Source organism: Nocardia concava NBRC 100430 (assembly GCF_000308815.1).
Lineage (GTDB): Bacteria > Actinomycetota > Actinomycetes > Mycobacteriales > Mycobacteriaceae > Nocardia > Nocardia concava.
Window position 1 is genome coordinate 35,064 of record NZ_BAFX01000088.1, and the last position, 21,662, is coordinate 56,725.

Here is a 21,662-nt window from a genome sequence, read left to right on the forward strand (position 1 = left end):
TAGGGTGGCGGACGAGGGCTGTGAGCTTTTTCCGATTCGGTTTGAACTACTTCCGGAGGGGGAAAATGCCCGCAATGCGACTCGAGCGGTACGGTTGCCACCCGAACAGGGCAACCAAACCGCACAGAAGGTTTTCGGGAATGGGGTTCGTACGGTGTACGTGGTGATCATGGGCTGTGGACGGGTCGGTTCCTCGCTCGCCCGCGCCCTCGTCCGCATCGGACACGAGGTCGCGGTGATCGATCAGAACTCGAGCGCCTTCCTGCGCCTGGGCCGCGATTTCCCGGGCCTGTGCATCACCGGCGTCGGCTTCGATCGAGATGTGTTGACCCGCGCCGGAATCGAGCGCGCCGGCGCCTTCGCCGCGGTGTCCTCGGGCGACAACTCCAACATCATCTCCGCCCGCGTGGCCCGCGAGACCTTCGGCATCGAGCGCGTGGTCGCGCGGATCTACGACGCCAAGCGCGCCGCGGTGTACGAGCGCCTGGGTATCCCGACCATCGCCACCGTGCCGTGGACGACCGACCGGTTCCTGCGCACCCTGGTCTCCGATCAATCCACCACCACCTGGCGCGACCCCACCGGCACCGTCGCGGTCACCGAACTCGCGCTGCACGAGGACTGGTACGGGCATTCGGTGCAGGCCCTGGAAGAGGCCATCGGGGCGCGGGTGTCGTTCATCATCCGATTCGGGCAGGGCGTGCTCCCCAACGGCAAATCCATGCTGCAGGCCGACGACCAGGTCTACATCGCCGCCACCTCCGGCACGGTCGGCGAGGCCGTCGCCCTGGCCGGCAATCCCCCCGCGAGCGAGGTCTGAGATGAAGGTAGCCATCGCCGGAGCGGGAGCGGTCGGCCGCTCCATCGCCCAGGAACTACTGCGCGGCGGCCATCAGGTCATGCTGTTGGAACGCCGCCTCGACCACATCGACCCGACCGTCGCGCCCACCGCGGTGTGGACCCACGCCGACGCCTGCGAGCTGGAGACGCTCGAGGAGGCCGGGCTGGAGACCTACGACGTGGTCATCGCCGCCACCGGCGACGACAAGGTGAACCTGGTGTTCAGCCTGCTCGCCAAGACCGAATTCGGCGTCGGGCGTGTCGTGGCCCGCGTCAACGATCCGCGCAACGAGTGGCTGTTCGACTCGTCGTGGGGCGTGGACGTGGCGGTCTCGACCCCGCGCTTGCTCGCCTCGCTCGTCGAGGAGGCCGTATCCGTCGGCGATCTGGTCCGCCTGATGACACTGCGCCAGGGTCAGGCCAACCTGGTCGAGATCACCCTGCCCACCGATACCCCCTTGGCGGGCAAGGCCGTTCGCACCCTCACCCTGCCCCGCGATGCCGCCCTGGTGACCATTCTGCGCGGCGGCCGCGTCATCGTCCCGCAGGCCGACGACCCGCTCGAAGGCGAGGACGAGCTGCTGTTCGTGGCCTCCGTCGAGGCCGAGGACGATCTGCGAAAGGCGCTCGGCGTCAACGGCTTCGGCAGCCAGGCCGAGCACGCCGAAACCGCCTGATCGGATATCCACCGCTGAACTGAAACCGCTGGCGGATCGTGAAAACGACTGTGGGCCGGGCGCACTCCCCAGTGCCCGGCCCACATTCCTCTCACTCATCGTTGAGCTGTCCCCGAATTATCAGGAGGCCGCCCGCAATTCGGCCCGCAGCTTGTTCAGCGCGCGGTGCTGCATGACCCGCACCACGCCCGGGCTGGTGCCGATGGCCTCGGCGGTCTGCGCCGCGGTCCAGCCCAGCACGATCCGCATGACCAGCACCTCTCGGTGGGTGGTGGACAGCACCTGCATGAGATCGCGGGTGGCCATCCGGGTCTCCATCGCCAGCGCCCGCTCCTCCGGGCCGGCCTCGGTCCCCGGGGAATCCGGGAACTCCGCCACCGGGTAGGCCGGGTGCATCTGCGCCCGCCGGAAGGCGTCGGCGACCTTGTTGGCCGAGATGCCGTAGACGAAGGCCAGGAACGACTTGCCCTGATCCCGGTAGCGCGGAATCGCCTGCACGGTCGCCAGGCAGATCTCCTGCGCCACATCGTCGGCGGTCACGTGCAGGTGGCCCGCCCCGCTCATGCGTGCCGCGCAGTAGCGCCGCACCAGCGGGTAGACGATCTTGAGAATCTCGGAGACCGCCTCCCGGTCACCGGCCGCGGCCGGGCCGATCAGCTTCTCCAATTCCGCTGCGGCGCGCCGGGACTCCGACGTCGCCACCGTGCTCGTGCTCTTGCTCCCCCGCCCCGCCGGGTGCCGGCGCGAGGCGACTGTCTGCACCGCCGTCACGGGCCCCTCGCCCCGATCCTGCGCTGCCACTGCCTTGCTGTCGGTAACCAACTCCGCGATCCTTTCTCCGTAGCTTCTGAGAAAGATCGTGCTCGCAGCGGGGGTCCGGAAATAGGTACCCCAGGGGTGGGTTGGTCACCCCCTCTTGGCCCCCAATGGCCCCGAAGGTGTTGCGCCCTGGGCTTTTAGCGCGATAAGTGCCCGAAACCAAGCGACCGACCGCAGACCGAACGGTCTTACGCGGCCGGTTCGGCGGTTTTCTGGCTCGGCAGATGCCCGGCCTTGCGGACCGCCCAGAAGGTCACCAGCGCCGCCACCGCGGTCAACGGCCAGCCCATGCCGATGCGGGCCACCGCCAGCAGACCGGTGCTGTTGGAGTCGTAGAGGTGGTTCTGCACCAGGTAGCGGGCCACGAACACCACCGCCCACACCGCGGTCGCGATGTCGTAGAGGCGCATGGCGCGCTTGTCGGAGCGCCAGCCGGTGCCGTGCCCGTTGAGCGCGCCCCAGATGACGCCCGCCAGCGGCCAGCGCACCACCAGCGACATCAGGAACGCGCCGCCGTAGATCAGGCTGGCGTAGATGCCGAACAGGAAGAAGCCCTTGGCCTCACCCATCCGGTAGGCGATGAACGCGCACACGCCCACCCCCAGGAAGCCGGAGATGGCGGGCTGGATCGGATCGCGACGCACCAAGCGCCACACCAGGATCAGCGCGGCCACACCCAGTGACGCCCAGATCGCGGCGGTCAGGTTGGCCAGCGAATTCACCGGCACGAACACCAGCACCGGCAGCGAGGAGTAGATCAGGCCGCTGATGCCGCCCATCTGCTCGAGCAGCGTCTGCTCCGGCTCGTCGTCGGACTCGGTGTCCTGGTCGGTGTCGTGGCCGGAACCGGTGGCCTCGCGCTCCAGCGCGGCCAGTTCGGCGCCGACCAGGGCCTGCATGTCCTCATCCAGCATCGCGTTCTCCAGGCGCAGCGGTGGCTCGTCGGCGCCGCGGGCGGCGGGGAGCTGGACCGTGGGCGGATCGAACGCGGGCCGCGCGCCGAAAGCCTCGGTCGGGGTACGGCTCTCGTCGCTGCTGCTGGTGGGGTTCGGCATAAGTGTCAGGTATTCCCGCGGAGTTCGTAGTAGGGGTTGAAGATCACCTTGCCGCCGTCGCGTTGACCGACGCGGCCGCGGACCAGGATACGACGTCCCGGCTCGATTCCCGGAATGCGACGCCTGCCGATGAAGACCAGCGCCACCGAATCGGTGCCGTCGAAGAACTCGGCCTCCACCTCGGCGCCCGCGGACTTGGGACAGGCCTCGACGCTGCGCAGTCTGCCGACCATGGTGACCTCTTCACCCCGTCGACACTCCGATGCCCGGCACGCCCCCGACGCCTCCGACGTCTCGGCGAGCTCCTCGGCATCCAAACGATCAAGGTCCTCGGTCAGGCGACGGCTGAGCCGCCGGAAATAGCCTGACGGGGTGTCCTTCCCACCCTCGGATGGCATCTCGCACGCTTTCTTGTAGAGCTCCACGGCGTGGATCACACGTCGTTCGATCTTTTCCCACGCCGATCCGGTGGTTTGCCACCCGACCGCCGATGGCCGTACATGGGCCACTGTAGATGCACTGTCCTGCACCCGCCACGCGTGCCCGTCACCAGCCATACCCGCTCCGACCCGCTCCCCAAACCCCGCCCCGCTCAGGCATATGAGATCGACTCCGCCGCGTGACCCACCACCGCTCCGGCGCCCGAACTCGTGACCGATCCGGCGCCCGGACCCCGGCGTCGGCCCGGTGCCGGGGATCGGGCCCACCCCGAATTCGCCCTGCTCAGGTGGCGGGGCAGGCCGACCGGGAAGCACACCGCCCGCGGGGACCGCGTAGCGGCCGGCGCGGGTGCCCGACGCGAAGGCCGCGATCCCGTCCCGGAGGCCGGTGCCGGTTCCCGTTGCGCCCCTGCGGCCCGGCTACTCTCGGCCGGTGCCCGAACTTCCACGTCCGGCGGTCGCCGTGCCCGGTCCGGCGGTGACCCCGTCGACCTCGGCCAAGGCCGCGCCGGGTCCGGCGATGGCTGTTGCCCTGCCCGGAACCGGCTCCGATGCCCTTTTCGCCCGCCGCGCCTTCGGATCCGCCTGCGCCGCATTGGATCTGCCGTTTCTGGCGGTTGAGCCGGATCCGCGGCGGGTGATCGACAGCTATCGCGCGGCCCTCGACACCGCCGCCCGTTCGGGGCCGGTGCTGATCGCGGGCATCTCGCTCGGCGCGGCCGTGGCCGTGGAATGGGCCGCCCAGCACCCGGATTCGGTCTACGGAGTGGTCGCCGCGCTGCCTGCTTGGACCGGTGCCGACACGACCGGCTGCCCGGCCGCGGCGAGTGCCGCTGCCACCGCCGCCCAGCTTCGCGCCGACGGCATCGACGAGGTCCTCGCCCGCATGCAGGCCTCCAGCCCCGCCTGGCTGGCCGAGGCGCTCACCCATTCCTGGACCGCCCAGTGGCCGGATCTCCCCTCCGCGCTGGAGGAGGCCGCTGCCTACGCCTGGCCTGAGCCCGAACTCCTGGCCCAGGTCAGCGCCCCGGTCGAAATCATCGGAGCCGTCGACGATCCCGTGCACCCGATCGCGGTCGCCGAACGCTGGACCGATCTCATGCCCCGTGCGACCCTGCACCGCATCACCCTCGAGGACCTCGGCGCGGACCCGTCGATTCTCGGCACCCGGGGCATCACCGCCCTGCTCCCCCGCCGAGTCCCGGCCCCCTGACCTGGGTTCTGCCACAACGCCCTTGGTATGCGCCGCCGCCCCGCAGTCAGCGGGGCGGCGGCGCTTCCGGCTTGTTGCGCTGAGAGCGAAATGGGGCACCGCCACACTGGCGGTGCCCCATTTGTCTTGTTCTACAGCCGGATCCGGCGGTCGGCCGGACCGGTCAGTTCAGGCCGAGCTGCTGCATGGCAGACCCCTCCGCGCCGCGACGCGGTTCGGTCGGGGGCTGCTCGGGCTGGTAGGCCGGACCGCCCTGCATGGCGGCCATCTGGGCCTGCATGGCCTGCTGCTGGGCGGCGAGCTGCTGCTGATGGGCGGCGGCTAGCTGGTCGGCCAGCTCCTGGGGTAGGACCACCGGAAGCGGCTCGCGGACCGGGAGCGGTTCGTCGCCGCGGCGCACGACGGTCTCGCTGAGCACCGCGCGGGCGGCGGACACCAGCGGCGAGTTGTCGTCGGCCGCGCCGGTCGGACCGGCCGCGACCAGGCGAACCATCCAGCGGTAGCCGTCCACACCGATGAAGCGCAGATCCGCGCCCTGGGTGACGGCGTGCAGCTCACGACCCCACGGGCCCTGCACGACCGAGACGGTCGCGCCGTCCTTGCGCAGCGTCTCGGCGAGATCGGCCGCCACCGAACGCCATTGGCCCGAGGTCTTGGGAGCGGCGTAGGCCGCCACCGTGATCCGCCCGTGCTGGGTGGCCAGGTGCACCGCCTGCGGCGTGCCGTCCGGGGTCATCTCGACCTGCAGCTGCCCGCCCGGCGGCACCGGCACGATCACCGAGCCCAGATCCAGCCGCTGCTCGGCGATGGCCGCGAGCCGATCGGCGACATCCTCGTAGTCGTAGGGTCCCGACTTGGGGTCGGCGGCGACGGTCACCGGCGCGAAGTTTGCGGTGTCGAACTCGCCCGCGCCCACGCCGGATTCGTCGTACTCGTCCTCGTACTCGTCGTATTCGTCGTACTCGGTGTACTCGTCGTCGTACTGCGGCGCGTCATCTCTGTCGCCGCCCTTTTTCTTCCGTCCGAACACCATCGTCATGCCTCCTTGCCGGTCGCCTGACCCGACCCACCGGACCCAGCGGACAGGCTGGCATGCCCACCACTGGACCCGTATCCTCCTGCGCCGCGCGCGGTCTCGTCGAGCGTCTCGACCTCCACGAAGTCAACCAGTTCGACCTTCTGCACCAGCAGCTGGGCGATCCGGTCACCCCGCCGGAGCTCGATGGCCGCCCGCGGATCGTGATTGATCAGGCACACCTTGATCTCACCGCGGTAGCCCGCGTCGACCGTGCCGGGGGTATTGACGACCGAGAGACCCGCCTTGGCCGCCAGTCCCGAACGCGGATGGATCAGCCCGACCGTGCCGATCGGGAGCGCCACCGCGATGCCGGTGCCGACGAGCACCCGCTCCCCCGGTTCGATGATGACGTCCTCGGTGGTGCACAGGTCCACGCCCGCGTCGCCCTCGTGGGCACGCTTGGGTACGGGGATGCCGGGATCGAGCCGCAGCAGGGGAATAGGTGGAATACCGGTCACGTAGGCCGAGCCTACGCGTTCACCCCCGTCGCCATTGACCTAGTCTGATGTCGTGTCCGACCAGCCCCCTCAGGTGACCATGGAACCTAAGCAGCAGACCCGACCCATCTACGCCGAGCGCCTCTGGGTGCCGCTGTGGTGGGTGCCCGCTGCCCTCGTCGTGACCGGGCTGCTGGCAGCCGAAATCCACATGGGCGCACCGGGAGTGCGGGCGTGGCTGCCCTACGTGCTGCTGTTCCCCTTCGCGGCGTGGGTGCTGGCGTGGTTCTCCCGCCATCGCGTGGAGGTGACCGTCGACGCCGACGGCGTGCCGGAACTGCGCACCGATCGCGCCCACCTGCCCGCGACCTTCGTCAAGCGTGCCGCCCCGGTGCCGGCCAGTGCCAAGAGCGCGGCGCTGGGCCGCCAGCTCGACCCCGCCGCCTTCGTTCAGCATCGGGCCTGGGTGGGGCCGATGGTGTTGCTCGTGCTCGATGATCCGGACGATCCGACGCCGTACTGGCTGGTCAGTACGCGCCATCCGGAGAAAATCATTGCCGCTCTCGGCCTGAAGAACGCGACCGAGCAAGCCTGATCCTGACCGCGCTCGGCGAACCGAGCGCGGGCTGACGGAATCCTCTTTGTCGGATCCGCTACGCGGACAGTGCCTTACGCAGCGCAATCCATGCAGATCAGCTGACCGCCGGCTTCGCTGGCCAGTCGGCTGCGGTGGTGCACCAGGAAGCAGCTCGAACAGGTGAACTCGTCGGCCTGCTTCGGGATGACCCGGACCGAGAGCACCTCCTCGGAAAGGTCCGCGCCGGGAAGCTCGAACGATTCCGCGGTATCGGATTCGTCGATATCCACGACGGCGGACGCGGCTTCGTTGCGGCGAGCCTTCAGCTCCTCCAGCGAGTCCTCCGAAACCTCATCGGATTCACTGCGCCGCGGTGCGTCATAGTCGGTTGCCATGTCGTTTCCCCTCGTCCTTACTCCGTATATCCCGGAACGGCACCCACCTGACCGGCCCCTCACGGGGTCGGATCGGGAGGGAATGCCGCCCCGCCCGTGGTGTACGTCACGCGTACACCGGTCACAGATCCGAGCCGGATAGTCCTTCATCCGCAGCGGATCGCGCTCGGTCAACGCAGGACATGCCCTTGTTGTTCCCGAAACCGACCCCCAGTTTCACCTGGGTTGTACGATCTGGGCCGCCAGACAATAGCGGACCCCGGGTCAAAAGTCGCAATCAAAACCCTTGCGAGTTGAAACTGAGGGGGAATCGTCACCGACGAGGGAACTCGCCGAGATCTACCTCGCAGGCTCCGAGACCTGGCCGGGACCTGTTTCCCCGCGTTGCCCGCGACAGCGCCGCGCCGACTCACCGCCCGACTTGCCGGTGGCCGTGCACGCGCCGACCTCTTCGTTTTCGTAGAGTGTGGGCGTGGTTTCACTGATCACCCAAGGTAACTCGACCGATCCCAACGGCCGGCCGTTCATTCGGCGACGCTGGGAACCGTGGGCGGCCATGGTGGGGGTCATCGCTCTGATCTGCGTCGGCGTGTGGTTCAAGGCGCTGACGACGACCGAGGGTGACCAGGGCGCGATGACCTGCAACTCGCCCAGCCCCGCCTCGAGCACGTCCGCGGCCAAGCCCGCCCCGCTCGGGGAGCGGGTGTCGAACTCGCGGTTACGGGACGTGGAGCCCGCCGCCCTCGGCGCGTCGAGGGTTCGCGTCTTCAATGCCAACAATCAGCGCGGCCAGGCCGCGCACGTGGCTTCCGAGCTGGGCGATCTCGGGTTCGCCAGCGCGCCGGACGTGCAGATCGGCAATGACCCGGTCTATGTGAACGGGGACTTGGAGTGCACCGGGCAGATTCGCTTCGGCGTGAAGGGGCGCCCGGCCGCGGCTTCGGTGCAGCTGGTCGCGCCGTGTGCGGAGCTGATCGAGGATCAGCGCCAGGACGAGACGGTGGATCTGGTGCTGGGCACGCTGTTCCGCGATATCCGCCCGGATACGGATGCCGAAGAGGTGCTGAAGTCGCTGAAGAATCCGACACCGGGCACCGCGCCCGCCATCGACCCGAAGCTGCTGGAAGCGGCGCGTAAGGCCAAGTGTTGAGAATCTCTTTCCGAGCGCGCCGGCTCTGACTCGCGGGGGCGTCGCGAAACCCTTTCCGGCGCAACAAGATATATGAATCGGGACGACGGAATCGCCGCGACCTTTCGGTCGCGGCGATTCGTTTTGCGTGGTTCGTCCGGCGGGTCCGGTTCATCCGGACCTGTTCAGTCCCCTGTCACGGAACCGGGATAGGGGTGGTGACGTCCAGGCGCTTGAACAGACCGAACAGTTCGTCAGCGATGCCGGGCGCGGCGGCGCACACCAAATCGCCTGCGGCGCCCGGCGAGTCGGGTGCGGGCGGCAGGATCAGCCGAGCGCCCGCCTCGGCGGCGATGAGCGCGCCCGCGGCCCAATCCCACTGGTTCAAACCGTGCTCGTAGTAGGCGTCCGTACGGCCCTCGGCGACGGCGCACAGATCCAGCGCGGCCGAACCGAAGCGCCGGATGTCGCGGATGTAGGGCAACACCTGCGCCACCAGCTCGCCCTGCCGGGTGCGGCGCGGCGTCGCGTAGGCGAAGCCGGTCGCCACCAGCGCCATGGCCGCCGTGTCGACCGCGTTGGCGCGCAAGGGAATCGGCTCGCCACCCGGGGACGTGCCGTCCGGGCTGGAGGCGGCGCGCTGCGCGCCCAGGCCGAGCCCGGCGCTGTAGGTGACCGCGTGCGCCACATCGGCGACCGCGCCCGCGACGGATCGCCCGCCGCGCACCGCGGCCACCGACACCGAATAGGACGGGATGCCGTAGAGGAAGTTCACGGTGCCGTCGATGGGATCGACGATCCAGTGCACGAGGTCCGGATCGTCGGCCAGGCTGCCGCCGTCCTCCTCCCCCACCACGCGGTCGCCGGGGCGCAGTTCGGCGACCAGCTTGCGGACCAGCTGTTCGGTCTCGGTGTCGACGATGGTGACCGGGTCGGTCGGGGTGCTCTTGGACTGCACGGCATCCTCGGCGCGCGCACCCGGGCCGAACACCTCGGGGCGGCGGGCGCGGACATGCGCGGCGGCGGTCTCGGCGAGATACACGGCGACGCGGCGCAGTTCGGGTATGTCTGAAGTGTCGGTGTTCGTGGATGCGGCGGGGGCGGTGGATGTGAAATTCGATTCCGGCACGACCTCCATCGCAGCACAGATCCGGCATCCCGCGCATTAGGCTTGTCGTGCACAACACAGCTCATCGGCCGGAGAGCTGCGACTTTCCGGCAAATCACTTGGAGAACTGAGGAGTGGTTCATGTCCGATCCCGGGCACGCGTTCGGCATCGATATCGGTGGCAGCGGTGTGAAGGGCGCCGAGGTCGATCTCGCGACCGGTGAACTGTGCTACGACCGCATCAAGATCGAGACACCGCATCCCTCGACACCCAACGCCGTCGCCGAGGCGGTGGCCAAGCTGGTCGCGCAGTCGGGCTGGGACGGTCCGGTCGGCATCACCATGCCCAGCGTGGTGCTGCACGGTCAGATCCGCACCGCCGCCAATATCGACAAGACCTGGGTCGGCATCGACGCGCGGCATCTGTTCTCGGTGGCGCTGGGCGGCCGCGAGGTGACCGTCCTCAACGACGCCGACGCCGCGGGCATGGCCGAGGACCGGTACGGCGCGGCAAAGGATCTCAGCGGATTGGTAATGCTGCTCACCTTCGGCACCGGGATCGGATCAGCGATCATGTACAACGGCGTGCTCATGCCCAACAGCGAGCTCGGGCACATGGAGGTCGACGGCCGCGAGGCCGAGCACCGGGCCGCCGCGTCGGTCAAGGATCGGGTCGGCATGACCTATCCGGAGTGGGCCAAGGAGGTCTCCAAGGTGCTCATCACCTTGGAAAACCTGTTCTGGCCGAACGTGTTCGTGGCCGGCGGCGGCATCAGCCGCGACTACCAGGAATGGATTCCCTTGCTCACCAACAGAACCCCCGTGGTCCCGGCCGCGCTGCGCAATACGGCGGGCATCGTCGGAGCGGCCATGGCGGTGTCGGCCGGTATCGCGCCATAAGTAAGCTGGTTCGATCGTTACAATGGAACACATGCCCGGCGGTGAGCCGGAAACCGACACCGGCACGAGAGCCGGTTTACCCCCCCGACAGAACCGCTCCGCCGGATCACCACTCTGGCGTGACGCCGCACGAGACCGTCACGAAAGGGCGTACGTGGTAGCCACGAATACCCGAGAGACCGCCGAATCGGCCGAAGCCGCCGACTCAGCAGACACCACTGCAGCATCGCCGGTCAAGAAGGCTGCCGCCAAGAAGGCCCCGGCCAAGAAGGCCGCGGCAAAGAAGGTCGCGGCCAAGAAGACCGCCGCGAAGAAGGCCACCAAGGCCACCGCCAAGAAGGCGGCGGCGAAGAAGGCCTCTCCGAAGAAGGCCGCCGAGCCCGGCATGGAAGGCGCCGAGGGCGACGAGGTCCTCGACGACGAGTCGCTGGAGCTCGACGACCTCGATGACCTCGAAGTCGACGAGGACGACCTCGGCGACGAAGAGGAGATCGTCGACGAGGTCGACGAGGACGAGGAAGCCGTCCCCGCGGCCGCCGACGCCAAGGGCGAGGAGGCCGAAGAGGCCGACGAACCCTCGGAGAAGGACAAGGCCTCCGGCGACTTCGTCTGGGACGAAGAGGAATCCGAGGCGCTGCGCCAGGCCCGCAAGGACGCCGAGCTCACCGCATCGGCCGACTCGGTCCGCGCGTACCTGAAGCAGATCGGTAAGGTCGCGCTGCTCAACGCCGAGGAGGAGGTCGAGCTCGCCAAGCGCATCGAGGCCGGCCTCTACGCCACGGAGAAGCTGCGCGAGTTCGCCGACAAGGGCGAGAAGCTGCCCGTGCAGTCGCGCCGCGACCTGCAGTGGATCATGCGCGACGGCAACCGCGCCAAGAACCACCTGCTGGAAGCCAACCTGCGACTCGTGGTGTCCCTGGCCAAGCGCTACACCGGCCGCGGCATGGCGTTCCTGGACCTCATCCAGGAAGGCAACCTCGGTCTGATCCGCGCGGTCGAGAAGTTCGACTACACCAAGGGTTACAAGTTCTCGACCTACGCGACATGGTGGATCCGCCAGGCCATCACCCGCGCCATGGCCGACCAGGCCCGCACCATCCGCATCCCCGTGCACATGGTCGAGGTCATCAACAAGCTCGGCCGCATCCAGCGCGAACTCCTCCAGGACCTGGGCCGCGAGCCCACCCCCGAAGAGCTCGCCAAGGAAATGGACATCACGCCCGAAAAGGTGCTGGAAATCCAGCAGTACGCGCGCGAGCCCATCTCCCTGGACCAGACCATCGGCGACGAAGGCGACTCCCAACTCGGCGACTTCATCGAAGACTCCGAAGCCGTTGTCGCAGTCGACGCAGTGTCGTTCACGCTGTTGCAGGACCAACTCCAGTCGGTCCTCGAGACCCTGTCCGAGCGCGAAGCGGGCGTCGTCCGCCTGCGCTTCGGCCTGACCGACGGCCAGCCCCGAACCCTGGACGAAATCGGCCAGGTCTACGGCGTAACCCGAGAACGCATCCGCCAAATCGAGTCCAAGACCATGTCCAAGCTGCGCCACCCCAGCCGCAGCCAGGTCTTGCGCGACTACCTGGATTAGTTCCAACCCGAGAATGGGCCGCTGAGCTGAAGCTTGGCGGCCCATTGTCGTATCGGGTCCCGGTGGGCGGCGGGAGAAACGTTGGAGGAGAGGGTTTTCCGTCCACTCGATCGGGAGATCGAAGCCATTCGGGGCTGCGGCGCTCGGTGCAGCCGCTACGCTCGGGTTTGTGTCAACTGCTCAGCAGGTTCTCGTTGTCGGGTTCGATCCCAATAGTGTCGACTTCTCGACGCCCGAGATGGTTGCGGCTCAGCTCACCGCTGAGGTGGTGCTTGCCGGGATCGCCGCTGAGGATGAACGGATCCGGGAGCTCGGCTACGCCGTCGAGCGGTGCCACATCACGCCTGATACCGACTTGCAGGTCGTTCGTGAGCGGTTGACGTCGAATAAGTGGGATGCGGTGTTGATCGGCGCGGGGCTGCGCACCCGGCCCCAGGCACTGCTGTTGTTCGAGCAGGTGCTCAACCTCGTGCACGAGCTCGCGCCAGGGGCGCGCATCGGCCTCCCGGATGGCCCCACCGGTGCGGCCGACGCGGTCCAGCGCTGGCTGTAGGCCGCGAAGCTGCAGCTTCGCGGCCCATTTCTCTCACGCGAGGAGTTCGGCTTTCAGTTCTGGGCGGTCTTCCTCGTCGGCGAATGGCAGGGCGCGGCTGTACAGCAGGTCTACGAAGTAGGCGTACGGGCTGTCGTCGCTGTGGACGGCCATCGTGAAAAGCAATGCTAGAAGGTCGTTTTCAGATTCTTGGGACCACGGGTAGCCGATCGCCGGGCCGTACCCGTCGTAGATCGCGGCACCGTTGTCCGGTGAGTTGAACCAGACGCCCTCGATGCGGCGCACCAGCCATTCGCCGATGTAGGTGATGAATTGGTCTGCGAGATGGTCGTTTTCGGGGGTGTAGCTGCCGTTCTCGTCGAGCACGGCGGCTTCGACGAGGGAGACGATTCGGTCGAACGCGGTGGCGCTGAACCGGTCATCGGGAAGTGGGCGGTTCTCGGTGCCCTGTGCCGCTTCCAGTCGGGGCAGCGTCTCGGTGAACAACGTCTCGATGCGGGCATCGACCGCGGTTCGGTCGCTCCAGGCCAGCCAGGCCTCGGACTGCTGGGCTTCGGAGTCGAAGAATCCGGGGTCCAGGGCGCTGTCGGCCGCGGTGGCACGCCTTGCCTGAGCCATCATGCTCCCCTCGTGTACAGGGGAAGACCTTCGAGGGCGGCTTTCCAGAGTGCTTCCGCGGCACCGTCACCGTCCAGGGCCTCGGGGTATTCAACCTCGGAGGCACTCAGCGTGCGGGCCTTCGGATCCTCGACGATGACATCGCCCCGGTCCCATGCTTCGAGCCACGCTTCCGCGGACGCCGCACCGTGTACGACAAGCATTCCCATGTCGTAGAGCTTGGTCAGCACCAGGCCCTCGACGGTGAGTGAGCCGCCGATGAACAGCACGCTGTCCATGAGGCACATCAGGTGTCCGGCGGTGACCGAGCCGGTGACGTAGAGCGGCGTGTAGACGTCCGCGTTCAGAAAACGCATGGGGCCGTTGACCGTCAGGTCCCCATCGATGACGTAGACGGTGTCCGGTGCCACGCCAGGGTCGTTGCCCAGCGACAGCGGCCCGTCGATGGTGAGGTCACCTCGGTGAACGAAGAAGCACTCGGCTTCCTCACTCAGCAGATCGTCCAGATCCTCCACGAGTTCCGCACTGGCTCGGCAAATGTCATAGCGCTCCGCCGCCTCGGAAACCGGCACCGATTCCCAACTTGTACACCATTCTTCGAACGACACCTGACTCCTCGCGCTCTATCCGATCCCGATTGCTGTGCGGCACAGCAGAACTCACCCGAGGAGTCTCGCACATGCGGGTGTACCGGAAGCGTCAGCGGTCGGGTTGGCCCGGGGCTCAGGTGAGTTTGGCTTCGGGAGCGAAGGCGGGGAGCTTGTCCAGGCTGGTGCGGACGGCTTCGGCGCCGTAGTCGAGCATTTGTCGCTCGTAGTCGGAGACGGCGGGGAGCAGGTTTCGGCGGCCAGCGAAGGCGTCGATCAGGTTGCGGCGCAATAGGTCTGCGTCGCGGAGGGCGGTGTTGGCGCCGTTGCCACCGGTTGGGGAGGTGGCGTGGATGGCGTCGCCGAGGAGAGTGACGGGGCCGGAGGGCCAGCGGTTGGCGGGCTTGACCACTCGGATCGAGAGCAGGGTGCTGTTGTCGGGGTCGGCCTGCTCGATCAGGGCGCACAGGGTCGGGTGCCAGCCCTCCATTCTGGAGAGGACGGCGTCCTGGGCGGTGAGGTTTTCCAGGGAGCCGTTCGGGGGAAGGATCATGGCCCAGCGGACGTAGTCGCCGATGTCGGGGAGGGTGACTTCGGGGGCCAGTTCTTCGGCGGCCCGCTTGGGCGGGGTGCGAAAGCGCATCGCGCCGAGTAGGAGGCTGACGCCGTCGCCGGCGATCTTCGAGCCGTAAGCCTTTGACAGGGTGGCGAATTCGTCGGTCAGCGGGGTGCGGCCGATGACGAAGCGGACGCCGGTGTCGGTCGGGGTCGTCTGAGGTGAGAGCACGCGGCGGACCGCGGAAGTGATGCCGTCGGCACCGACGAGCAGGTCGGCGGTGGCGGGTTCGCGGTGGGCGAAGCGAGCTCGGACCTGACCGTCGGGTAGCAGGTCGTAGCCGGTGAGCGCGGCGTCGGTGTGCACGGTGAGGCCGGTCAGCAGCAGGTGCCGCAGCACCTGCCGGTCGACCACGAGGCCGGTGCGGCCCGCGCCGAGCTTGCCGATCTCGTTCAGTTGCGGATCCAGGATCAGCTGCTCGGCGGAGGCCTCCATGACGATCTCGTCGAGCAGCGGGTGCCAGCGCATCGGCAGACAGTCGCGCACCGACTGGAAACCGATCTCGTTCAGGACGAGCCGGTAGCCCTGGAACCGCGCGACGATCCCTGGGTCACGTTCGAAAACCTCGGCCTCGATTCCGGTACCGCGCAGACCTTGTGCGAGAGCCAAACCACCCAGACCGGCTCCGACAACGGAAACTCGCATCGCACACCTCCGAGACAGAGAAACGAACTAAGTTCGTTCAGACGATCTAAGTTCTACTTAACGAACATTGTTCGTGTCAAGCTATAGTGACCGTCATGACCGCCGCTCCCCGCCAACGCCGCGCCGCTCGCCACGCCCAACTCGGGGCAGACGCCGCCACGCCGGCACCGCGCAAGCGGCCGATCACCGCCGAGCGGATCACCGACGCCGCCTTGGAGGTGGTCGCCACCGAGGGCTACGACGCACTGACCATTCGCCGCGTCGCCACCCTGCTCGGCACCGGTCCGTCGTCGCTCTACGCGCACATCGTCAACAAGGACGACATCGACGACCTGTTGATCGGGCGGCTGTACGCCGAAGTCGTTCTCCCGCAACCGGACCCGGACGCCTGGCGGGAACAACTGCTGGACGTGTACACGCAGATCCGCGATCTGTACCTGAAGTACCCCGGAATATCGCGCGCGGCCCTGGCCATGGTCTCGACCAACCTGGAGACCCTGCGCGTCGGCGAAGGAATCCTCGCGATCCTACTCACGGGCGGCATCGACCCGAAAACGGCCGGATGGGCCCGCGACGCGCTGTCCCTCTACGTCAGCGCCTACGCCCTCGAACAGTCCCTGGTCCAGCAACGACGCCGGTCCCCGGACCAGGAATGGGTGCTCAGCCAGGACGAACTGCTGGACCGATTCACCGCGCTGCCCGCCGAGAAGTTCCCCCAGACCCAACGCCACGCCGCCGAACTGATCTCCGGCACCGGCCCCGAGCGCTTCGAATTCACCCTCCGCCTGCTCATCAACAACCTGGAGCCCGAATCCAAGTGACCGCGGCAAACGGTGGTCGGTCAGATGGTGGTGATCAGGCCGCCGTCGATGGTGAAGTCCGAGCCGGTGATGTTGGCGGCGCGGGGGCTGGAGAGGTAGACGGCTAGGTCGGCGATTTCTTCGGGGCGGGTGAATCGCCCGGTGACGGACTGGGCTGCCGCGGTGCGGGCCACGGCGTCCGGATCGCCGCCGGCGGTGCCCGCGATGGTTTGTGCCACCCCGTGCTCGCCCAGCCAGAGATCTGTGGCGACCGGCCCGGGGCTGATGGTGTTTACTCGAACGCCCTGCGCGCCTACCTGTTTCGACAGGGATTTGCTGAAGTTGGTGAGTGCGGCCTTGGCGGCGCTGTAGTCGATCACGGTGGGGTCGGGCAGTTTGGCGTTGACCGAGCTGATGGTGACGATGCTGCCCTGCCGGGCCTCGAGCATGCCCGGCAGGAGCGCGCGCGTCACCCGGATCGCGGCGAGCAGGTCCAGCGTCAGGGTGGACAGCCATTCCTCGTCCGCGATGTCGAGGAAGCCGTTCAGCCGGGGTGTCACGCCGCCGACATTGTTGAACAGCATCGCCGTGATGCCGAATTTCGCTGCGACGGCACCCAATTCGGTCGCGCCCTGCGCGGTGGACAGATCCACTTCGGCCGGGTGGACGCGGCCGGTGTCGGCGAGGGCGCGCAGATCGTCACCGGTGTGGCGGGCCGCGGCCACCACGATCGCACCCTCCTCGACGAGGGTGCGGGTGATGGCCAGGCCGATGCCGCGGCTCGCGCCGGTCACCACGGCGAGGGTGTCGGTGAGTCCCAGATCCATGCGCCCTCCTCGGTGTCAGAAACCCTTGTCGGCCAGCCAGGCCAGGACCGCGTCGGCCACGTCCTTCCATCCGCTGTCGACGGTTAGAGAGTGGCCGCGGCCCTCGAACTGCTTCAGTTCGGTGACCGCTGTGGAGTCGCGGTATTGCTTCAGGGTCGAGCGGGTCACCACGTCGGGGACGGTGTGGTCCTCGAGACCCGAAATGAGCAGCAGCGGGCCGCGATTCGAGTTCGCGGTGTCGACCTTCGCCTCCGAGTGCAGGACGAAGTTCGCCGCGGCGGCCTGGAAGAGGGGGCGGGCGGGTGAGGGGATGGTCCAGCGCTCGAAGAGTTCGGCCGACTCCTGTTCGCTGACCGCGTTGCCGAAACCGAAGCGGAACTCCTTCTCGGTCAAGGACACCGCCTTGTGCAGGTTGGCGGGGTTGCCGAGGGCGGGCAGGCCGGCGCGCAGCTGGGCGAGCGGGAGCGGGAGGACGCCCTTGATCTGGGCCGGATCGATGGCGACACCGGCGATGCCGAGGTTCTGGCCCATCAGCTTCTCGGTGAGCAGGCCACCGAAGGAGTGGCCGATGATGATCGGCGGGGACGGAAGGGTCTGGATGATCGATGCGAAATGCGCTGCCGCATCATCGATTCCGATGTCCGCGACGGCCTCGGGGTGGGCGCGGGCCGCGGCGACGGTGTCGGGCTCGTTGGGCCAGCCCGGGGCGATGGGGGCGTAACCGGCGGCCCGGAAGTGGTCGAGCCACGGCCCCCAGCTGGTGGCGTGCAGCCAGAGTCCATGGATGAAGAGAACCGGTGTCGGCGACATATCACTCCCTTTCGGCTCATTCACTTCAGCATCGCGACTCGCGGCGCGTCCAAGTCGTAATGGACCACGATCGATAACCGGAACCGCATACTTGCAGGTGACTTGCGGATGGACCGGCGGAGAAGCGGGGGCGGGCAATGGATCTCGATCTGCGACAGCTGCGCTACTTCGTCGTCCTCGCCGAGGAACTGCATTTCGGCCGGGCCGCCGCCAAGCTGTTCATCACCCAGCCCGCGCTGTCCAAGCAGATCCGCAAGCTCGAGGAGCGACTCGGCGGCGCGCTGCTGGAACGCGACAGTCGCCACGTCACACTCACTGCGCGCGGGCAGCGGGTACTCGCCGACGCGCGCGAGATGATCGCGCTCGCAACGCGTATCGGGCGCGGGACGGCCGACTCCGATGTGGTGCGGATCGCGCACATCTTCGAATTGCAGACCAGCCGGACCGTGGCCGACGAATTCGCGGCAGTCCATCCCGCGGTTCGCATTGTCGAGCGGTCCCTCGACAGCACCCGGCAGCTCGAAGCACTGCTGGAGAACCGCCTCGACATCGCCATGCTCCGGGTCACCGCGGCCATGACGGCACAGCATCCGACCGGATGGTGTTTCCGCCGCCTGCGCCTGGAACCGCTGCTCCTGGTCGGGCGCCCCGGCGATCCACCGCGGCCGGAAGTCTCGCTGCACGAACGTCCGCTGGAGGCCTTCGCCGACGGACCGGACTCCGGCCTCTACAACGTCCACGGCGAATACCTGACGACATTCGAACGCCAAGCCGGTGTTTCGCTGCGATGGCTGGGGAATCCGGGCACCTTCGGCCACTGCCTGGCCGCCCTGAAACGCGCCACCACACCCGCGCACATCCTCGAATTCGAAAGCTACGCACTGCGATACGAGGAGTTGGGAGTCCCTACCCACCGCCCGTCGGAATTCCAGCCCTACTATCCGTGGTCCATAGCCTGGCGCGACGAACCACTCCCCCCTCCCGTCGCCGAATTCCTGGAGATCGCGGAGAAGACGGCCAGTGATCGCCAGTGGTGTTCACCCTCTTCGCGATTCGCCCCCGCCTGGTTCCCTCCCGATACCCCGATCGATGCCCCACAGACCCGGCCGGAGTAGATCGCCGGGGCGCGAGGTCGTCGGCGTGGCGGTCAGGGCTGGTAGTCGCGAACGTAGGGGGTGTCTACTCCCAGAGAGCCGAGACTGGTTGCGCTGACGCCGTCACCGATTGGATCGGGGCCAGAAAGTTCCGCGCCATCTGGCATCGACGGACTCCGCCGAACGGTCCTGCAGCGGACCTGCTGGAGCTCGCCACCCGGATTGAAGCGGCCCGCATGCGGCCGAAATAGACCCTCCCCGCATCCGTCAGGCTCGCGGGGTAATATAAGTGGCAACTTATCAAAGGAGGTTGTCGTGACGTTGTTGCCAGATCCTGTGCGACAGGCGGGGATGGTTACCCGCGAAGTGCGGACGAGTACGCGCGATGGCGGGCCGACCCGGATCGCCGTCGCGAGGCGCAAGTATCCGACCGATCAGGCGGATCTGTGGGAGGCGTTGACCAGTGCGGAACGGATTCCGCGGTGGTTCCTGCCGATCAGCGGGACGCTCGAAGAGGGCGGGAAGTATCAGCTCGAGGGGCAGGCCGGCGGGACGATCGAGCGGTGTGATGCGCCGAAAACGTTTGCCATCACCTGGGAATTCGCGGGGCAGGTTTCTTGGGTCGAGGTCAGCCTGCGCCCAGCCGGGGAAGGCACCGAGTTGGAGTTGCGGCACGAGATGCCGTTCGATCCCGTCTTCTGGGGCCAGTTCGGTCCCGGCGCGGTGGGGGTCGGGTGGGATCTCGCATTCCTGGGGCTGGACGCGTACGTGTCCACCGGCGAGGCGGTGGATCCCGAAGTGGGGCAAACCCTGCACAAGACTCCGGAGGGGCTCGCCTTCATTCGAGCCGCCGTAGACGCGTGGGGTGCCGCGGCGATCGCCGACGGGGATGACCCCGGTGCCGCGCGGGCGGCGGCAGAGGCTACGTTCGGGTTCTACACGATCGAACCCGAGGACAGCCCCGAATCCTGATGACCCCTTCTCCCCCACAGACTTTCGAGCCAGGCGGTGATCCAAGGATTTTCGAGGCGCTCGGCGATCCGATCCGCCGCTTCATCCTCGAACTCGTCGCCGCGGGCGAGCAGCCCGCGGGCACGATCGTCGAGACGGTCCGGGACCGGCACCCGATCTCCCAACCCGGCGTCTCGCAGCATTTGAAGGTGCTGCGGGAGGCCGGGCTGGTGATCGTGCGCGCCGAGGGAACGCGGCGGTTCTACAGCCTGGATCCGGCGGGGGTCGAGACGGCGAGCATGTGGCTGACCGCGCTCGCGGATCCGTTGCGGTACTTCGCGAATCCGCTCGACGCACTCGGCACCGAGGTCGCGTGCGGCAAGCGGGAACGGCGGGCTAGCGAATCGACGCGGCGGTCCGCGACAGGATGAGCGCCGCCAGTTCGGCCGGGCGTTCCTCGGGGACCCAGTGGGTGGCGTCGAGAACCTCGTGGGCGAAGGGGCCGGTCACGTAGTTGCCCGCGAGGGTCGCGTTCTTGGCGACCATGAACGGGTCGCGGGTGCTGGAGACGTGAGTCGTTGGCGCACTGACCTTTCGGGATGCCGCCAGCGGGTTGGTGATCAGCATCGCCCGGTACCAGTTGATCGAATACTTCAGCGCACCGGAATCGAGAATGTCGCGCAGGATCCGGTCGAATTGCTCGGCATCCATGCCGGAGAGCGCGAGGGCGCGGGCACGGCGATCGGGGTGGCGTGCGACGCGAAGAACTCGCGAGATCACCAGCTCGGGGATCCACGGGACCTGGAACAAAACCATGTAGAACGTGCGGAAGAACTGCGTCGTGGTCAGCATCGTGCGCATGAACGCCATGGGATGCGGGACGGACACCGAGGTCAGCGTGCGCACCAGTTCGGGGTGGGCGGTGGCGGTGGACCAAGCCACCGCGGAACCCCAGTCGTGGCCGACGAGATGGACGGGCTCGCCGCCCAGCGCTTCGATCAAGGCGACGATGTCGCCGACCAGAACGCTCATGCGATAGGCGTAGCGACCCCGCGGCCGCGCACCCGGCGAGTACCCACGCTGCGTGGGAGCGATCGTCCGATAGCCGTGTTCATGCAGGTGAGGAGCCAGCCGCGACCACTGGGCGGCCGTCTGCGGCCAGCCGTGCAGCAGCACGATCGGCGTTCCGTCGAGCGGACCCTCGTCGACGACATCGAAGGTCCAGCCGTCGTTGGAAAACGTCGTCAGTCTCGTATTCACCTGTCCCCCTGGACTTTCTGACCGATCCAGCCTCAGCCAGGACTCTATCCCCCTAACTGGCCCGGCCCATGTCCATTTCCCGCCAGACTATTTTGTTTCACGCAATCAAATTTTATAGTTGATTCATGGAAGCAAATAAGGACCAGGTTTCGAAGCTCGCCCGGGCCACCTCCCGGTTCGCGGAAGCCATGCGGCAGGGCACTTCTCGCGCCTACGACCCGGTCCGGGTGGGTGTGCTGCAGTGCGCGGCCGAATCCGGCCCGCTGCGCGCCGGGGAGATCGCCGAACGCCTCGACGCGCTGCCGTCTTCCATCACCCGGCACGTGCAGGCCTTGATCGATTCGGGCCTGGTCGCCACCTCCCCCGATCCGGCGGACCGGCGGGCCGTGCTCGTCGAGGCCACCGAGGCCGGGCGGGCGGAGCTGGCGCAGTTCCTGGAGATCGGCGATCAGGTGTTCGGCGCGGTGATCGCCGACTGGTCGGCCGAGGACGTCGAGACCCTGACCAGGCTGCTGGATCGCATGATCGAGGCCTGGGCCACGGCGGGAGCACATCAGCAGCAACGGGCGAATCGTAAGCGCCCGGGCAGGTTCGGCTGGAGCCGGATCTGAGCACGACAGAGGCCGGCACACGAGAGGAAATGTC

General features: G+C 67.8%; 26 protein-coding genes. 13 read left to right on the forward strand and 13 right to left on the reverse strand.

What is annotated here, in order from left to right:
* Window positions 1–154: 154 nt before the first annotated feature.
* Together ON43_RS20660 and ON43_RS20665 are read left to right on the forward strand one after the other, a co-directional pair.
* Window positions 155–820: a potassium channel family protein gene (locus tag ON43_RS20660; protein WP_040809866.1), complete on the forward strand. Its 666-nt coding sequence runs from the start codon at window positions 155–157 to the stop codon at window positions 818–820.
* Window position 821: 1 nt separating this feature from the next.
* Window positions 822–1,517, forward strand: a complete 696-nt coding sequence (locus ON43_RS20665; protein WP_040809868.1) for a potassium channel family protein — start codon at window positions 822–824, stop codon at window positions 1,515–1,517.
* Between the two features lie 120 nt (window positions 1,518–1,637).
* Here ON43_RS20665 and ON43_RS20670 read toward each other — a convergent pair whose 3' ends face one another.
* From ON43_RS20670 to ON43_RS20680, 3 genes are all read right to left on the reverse strand, one after another.
* Entirely contained in the window at window positions 1,638–2,219 is a 582-nt protein-coding gene (locus ON43_RS20670) for a sigma-70 family RNA polymerase sigma factor (RefSeq protein WP_083913579.1), read from the reverse strand.
* A 305-nt stretch (window positions 2,220–2,524) separates the two neighbouring features.
* Window positions 2,525–3,391, reverse strand: a complete 867-nt coding sequence (locus ON43_RS20675; RefSeq protein WP_373283465.1) for a DUF3159 domain-containing protein — start codon at window positions 3,389–3,391, stop codon at window positions 2,525–2,527.
* A gap of 5 nt (window positions 3,392–3,396) precedes the next feature.
* Window positions 3,397–3,789, reverse strand: a complete 393-nt coding sequence (locus ON43_RS20680; protein ID WP_040809981.1) for an OB-fold nucleic acid binding domain-containing protein — start codon at window positions 3,787–3,789, stop codon at window positions 3,397–3,399.
* A 562-nt stretch (window positions 3,790–4,351) separates the two neighbouring features.
* On the opposite strand from ON43_RS20680, the gene ON43_RS20685 reads away from it, so the two are divergent.
* Window positions 4,352–5,044 (forward strand): alpha/beta fold hydrolase, encoded by a 693-nt coding sequence (locus ON43_RS20685; protein ID WP_040809983.1) that lies wholly within the window; start codon window positions 4,352–4,354, stop codon window positions 5,042–5,044.
* A 163-nt stretch (window positions 5,045–5,207) separates the two neighbouring features.
* Here the strand turns inward: ON43_RS20685 and ON43_RS20690 are convergent, their stop codons facing one another.
* Window positions 5,208–6,074, reverse strand: a complete 867-nt coding sequence (locus ON43_RS20690; RefSeq protein WP_040809985.1) for a DUF3710 domain-containing protein — start codon at window positions 6,072–6,074, stop codon at window positions 5,208–5,210.
* 5 nt (window positions 6,075–6,079) lie between these two features.
* Window positions 6,080–6,580, reverse strand: a complete 501-nt coding sequence (gene dut, locus ON43_RS20695; RefSeq protein ID WP_040809872.1) for a dUTP diphosphatase — start codon at window positions 6,578–6,580, stop codon at window positions 6,080–6,082.
* A gap of 79 nt (window positions 6,581–6,659) precedes the next feature.
* On the opposite strand from dut, the gene ON43_RS20700 reads away from it, so the two are divergent.
* A complete protein-coding gene (locus ON43_RS20700) occupies window positions 6,660–7,154 on the forward strand; it encodes a DUF3093 domain-containing protein (protein WP_040809987.1) in 495 nt (164 codons plus the stop codon).
* Between the two features lie 74 nt (window positions 7,155–7,228).
* Here ON43_RS20700 and ON43_RS20705 read toward each other — a convergent pair whose 3' ends face one another.
* A complete protein-coding gene (locus ON43_RS20705; RefSeq protein WP_033087954.1) occupies window positions 7,229–7,531 on the reverse strand; it encodes a DUF4193 domain-containing protein in 303 nt (100 codons plus the stop codon).
* A gap of 472 nt (window positions 7,532–8,003) precedes the next feature.
* On the opposite strand from ON43_RS20705, the gene cei reads away from it, so the two are divergent.
* The gene (cei, locus tag ON43_RS20710; protein WP_063712585.1) at window positions 8,004–8,681 is read left to right on the forward strand and encodes an envelope integrity protein Cei; all 678 of its coding nucleotides are present in this window, start codon (window positions 8,004–8,006) and stop codon (window positions 8,679–8,681) included.
* Window positions 8,682–8,856: 175 nt separating this feature from the next.
* On the opposite strand, the gene ON43_RS20715 is transcribed toward cei, so the two are convergent.
* Window positions 8,857–9,798, reverse strand: coding sequence for an inositol monophosphatase family protein (locus ON43_RS20715; RefSeq protein ID WP_040809878.1), 942 nt, complete (start codon window positions 9,796–9,798; stop codon window positions 8,857–8,859).
* Window positions 9,799–9,909: 111 nt separating this feature from the next.
* Between ON43_RS20715 and ppgK the strand changes: the two genes are divergently transcribed.
* The 3 genes from ppgK to ON43_RS20730 all read left to right on the forward strand — a co-directional run bounded on the left by ppgK (window position 9,910) and on the right by ON43_RS20730 (window position 12,809).
* On the forward strand, window positions 9,910–10,668 hold the full coding sequence (ppgK, locus tag ON43_RS20720) for a polyphosphate--glucose phosphotransferase (RefSeq protein ID WP_040809880.1): 759 nt from the start codon (window positions 9,910–9,912) through the stop codon (window positions 10,666–10,668).
* Window positions 10,669–10,690: 22 nt separating this feature from the next.
* A complete protein-coding gene (locus ON43_RS20725; RefSeq protein ID WP_373283466.1) occupies window positions 10,691–12,256 on the forward strand; it encodes an RNA polymerase sigma factor in 1,566 nt (521 codons plus the stop codon).
* A 169-nt stretch (window positions 12,257–12,425) separates the two neighbouring features.
* Window positions 12,426–12,809, forward strand: coding sequence for a hypothetical protein (locus ON43_RS20730; protein WP_040809884.1), 384 nt, complete (start codon window positions 12,426–12,428; stop codon window positions 12,807–12,809).
* 33 nt (window positions 12,810–12,842) lie between these two features.
* Here ON43_RS20730 and ON43_RS20735 read toward each other — a convergent pair whose 3' ends face one another.
* The 3 genes from ON43_RS20735 to ON43_RS20745 all read right to left on the reverse strand — a co-directional run bounded on the left by ON43_RS20735 (window position 12,843) and on the right by ON43_RS20745 (window position 15,275).
* A complete protein-coding gene (locus tag ON43_RS20735) occupies window positions 12,843–13,427 on the reverse strand; it encodes a hypothetical protein (RefSeq protein WP_040809886.1) in 585 nt (194 codons plus the stop codon).
* On the reverse strand, window positions 13,427–14,035 hold the full coding sequence (locus ON43_RS20740) for a hypothetical protein (RefSeq protein WP_157514126.1): 609 nt from the start codon (window positions 14,033–14,035) through the stop codon (window positions 13,427–13,429). Before ON43_RS20740 ends, ON43_RS20735 begins: the two co-directional genes overlap by 1 nt.
* 115 nt (window positions 14,036–14,150) lie before the next feature.
* Window positions 14,151–15,275, reverse strand: a complete 1,125-nt coding sequence (locus ON43_RS20745) for an FAD-dependent oxidoreductase (protein WP_040809890.1) — start codon at window positions 15,273–15,275, stop codon at window positions 14,151–14,153.
* Between the two features lie 95 nt (window positions 15,276–15,370).
* On the opposite strand from ON43_RS20745, the gene ON43_RS20750 reads away from it, so the two are divergent.
* Entirely contained in the window at window positions 15,371–16,096 is a 726-nt protein-coding gene (locus ON43_RS20750) for a TetR/AcrR family transcriptional regulator (RefSeq protein WP_040809892.1), read from the forward strand.
* Window positions 16,097–16,116: 20 nt separating this feature from the next.
* Here ON43_RS20750 and ON43_RS20755 read toward each other — a convergent pair whose 3' ends face one another.
* Window positions 16,117–16,902 carry an SDR family oxidoreductase gene (locus ON43_RS20755; RefSeq protein ID WP_040809894.1) on the reverse strand — a complete coding sequence of 262 codons (786 nt, stop codon included), beginning with the start codon at window positions 16,900–16,902 and terminating at the stop codon, window positions 16,117–16,119.
* 15 nt (window positions 16,903–16,917) lie between these two features.
* Entirely contained in the window at window positions 16,918–17,712 is a 795-nt protein-coding gene (locus tag ON43_RS20760) for an alpha/beta hydrolase (protein WP_040809895.1), read from the reverse strand.
* 137 nt (window positions 17,713–17,849) lie between these two features.
* Here ON43_RS20760 and ON43_RS20765 point away from each other — a divergent pair, with 137 nt between their 5' ends.
* The 3 genes from ON43_RS20765 to ON43_RS20775 all read left to right on the forward strand — a co-directional run bounded on the left by ON43_RS20765 (window position 17,850) and on the right by ON43_RS20775 (window position 20,188).
* The gene (locus ON43_RS20765; protein WP_040809897.1) at window positions 17,850–18,827 is read left to right on the forward strand and encodes a LysR family transcriptional regulator; all 978 of its coding nucleotides are present in this window, start codon (window positions 17,850–17,852) and stop codon (window positions 18,825–18,827) included.
* Window positions 18,828–19,121: 294 nt separating this feature from the next.
* Window positions 19,122–19,778, forward strand: a complete 657-nt coding sequence (locus ON43_RS20770; RefSeq protein WP_040809899.1) for an SRPBCC family protein — start codon at window positions 19,122–19,124, stop codon at window positions 19,776–19,778.
* A complete protein-coding gene (locus tag ON43_RS20775) occupies window positions 19,778–20,188 on the forward strand; it encodes an ArsR/SmtB family transcription factor (protein ID WP_051178803.1) in 411 nt (136 codons plus the stop codon). Before ON43_RS20770 ends, ON43_RS20775 begins: the two co-directional genes overlap by 1 nt.
* Here ON43_RS20775 and ON43_RS20780 read toward each other — a convergent pair.
* Window positions 20,154–21,017 carry an alpha/beta fold hydrolase gene (locus ON43_RS20780; RefSeq protein ID WP_040809901.1) on the reverse strand — a complete coding sequence of 288 codons (864 nt, stop codon included), beginning with the start codon at window positions 21,015–21,017 and terminating at the stop codon, window positions 20,154–20,156. The genes ON43_RS20775 and ON43_RS20780 overlap by 35 nt on opposite strands.
* Window positions 21,018–21,142: 125 nt before the next feature.
* Here ON43_RS20780 and ON43_RS20785 point away from each other — a divergent pair, with 125 nt between their 5' ends.
* Window positions 21,143–21,628 (forward strand): MarR family winged helix-turn-helix transcriptional regulator, encoded by a 486-nt coding sequence (locus tag ON43_RS20785; RefSeq protein ID WP_083913570.1) that lies wholly within the window; start codon window positions 21,143–21,145, stop codon window positions 21,626–21,628.
* Window positions 21,629–21,662 lie beyond the last annotated feature (34 nt).

Bases quoted from the DNA above. Each gene is read 5' to 3' on its own strand.
- ON43_RS20760 (WP_040809895.1), bottom strand. From the start codon at position 17,712: ATGTCGCCGACACCGGTTCTCTTCATCCATGGACTCTGGCTGCACGCC.
- ON43_RS20735 (WP_040809886.1), bottom strand. From the start codon at position 13,427: ATGGCTCAGGCAAGGCGTGCCACCGCGGCCGACAGCGCCCTGGACCCC.
- ON43_RS20745 (WP_040809890.1), bottom strand. From the start codon at position 15,275: ATGCGAGTTTCCGTTGTCGGAGCCGGTCTGGGTGGTTTGGCTCTCGCA.
- ON43_RS20685 (WP_040809983.1), top strand. From the start codon at position 4,352: ATGGCTGTTGCCCTGCCCGGAACCGGCTCCGATGCCCTTTTCGCCCGC.
- ON43_RS20725 (WP_373283466.1), top strand. From the start codon at position 10,691: ATGGAACACATGCCCGGCGGTGAGCCGGAAACCGACACCGGCACGAGA.
- ppgK (WP_040809880.1), top strand. From the start codon at position 9,910: ATGTCCGATCCCGGGCACGCGTTCGGCATCGATATCGGTGGCAGCGGT.
- ON43_RS20680 (WP_040809981.1), bottom strand. From the start codon at position 3,789: ATGCCATCCGAGGGTGGGAAGGACACCCCGTCAGGCTATTTCCGGCGG.
- ON43_RS20705 (WP_033087954.1), bottom strand. From the start codon at position 7,531: ATGGCAACCGACTATGACGCACCGCGGCGCAGTGAATCCGATGAGGTT.
- ON43_RS20665 (WP_040809868.1), top strand. From the start codon at position 822: ATGAAGGTAGCCATCGCCGGAGCGGGAGCGGTCGGCCGCTCCATCGCC.
- ON43_RS20675 (WP_373283465.1), bottom strand. From the start codon at position 3,391: ATGCCGAACCCCACCAGCAGCAGCGACGAGAGCCGTACCCCGACCGAG.
- ON43_RS20700 (WP_040809987.1), top strand. From the start codon at position 6,660: ATGGAACCTAAGCAGCAGACCCGACCCATCTACGCCGAGCGCCTCTGG.
- ON43_RS20785 (WP_083913570.1), top strand. From the start codon at position 21,143: ATGGAAGCAAATAAGGACCAGGTTTCGAAGCTCGCCCGGGCCACCTCC.
- ON43_RS20775 (WP_051178803.1), top strand. From the start codon at position 19,778: ATGACCCCTTCTCCCCCACAGACTTTCGAGCCAGGCGGTGATCCAAGG.
- ON43_RS20755 (WP_040809894.1), bottom strand. From the start codon at position 16,902: ATGGATCTGGGACTCACCGACACCCTCGCCGTGGTGACCGGCGCGAGC.
- ON43_RS20765 (WP_040809897.1), top strand. From the start codon at position 17,850: ATGGATCTCGATCTGCGACAGCTGCGCTACTTCGTCGTCCTCGCCGAG.
- ON43_RS20715 (WP_040809878.1), bottom strand. From the start codon at position 9,798: ATGGAGGTCGTGCCGGAATCGAATTTCACATCCACCGCCCCCGCCGCA.
- ON43_RS20750 (WP_040809892.1), top strand. From the start codon at position 15,371: ATGACCGCCGCTCCCCGCCAACGCCGCGCCGCTCGCCACGCCCAACTC.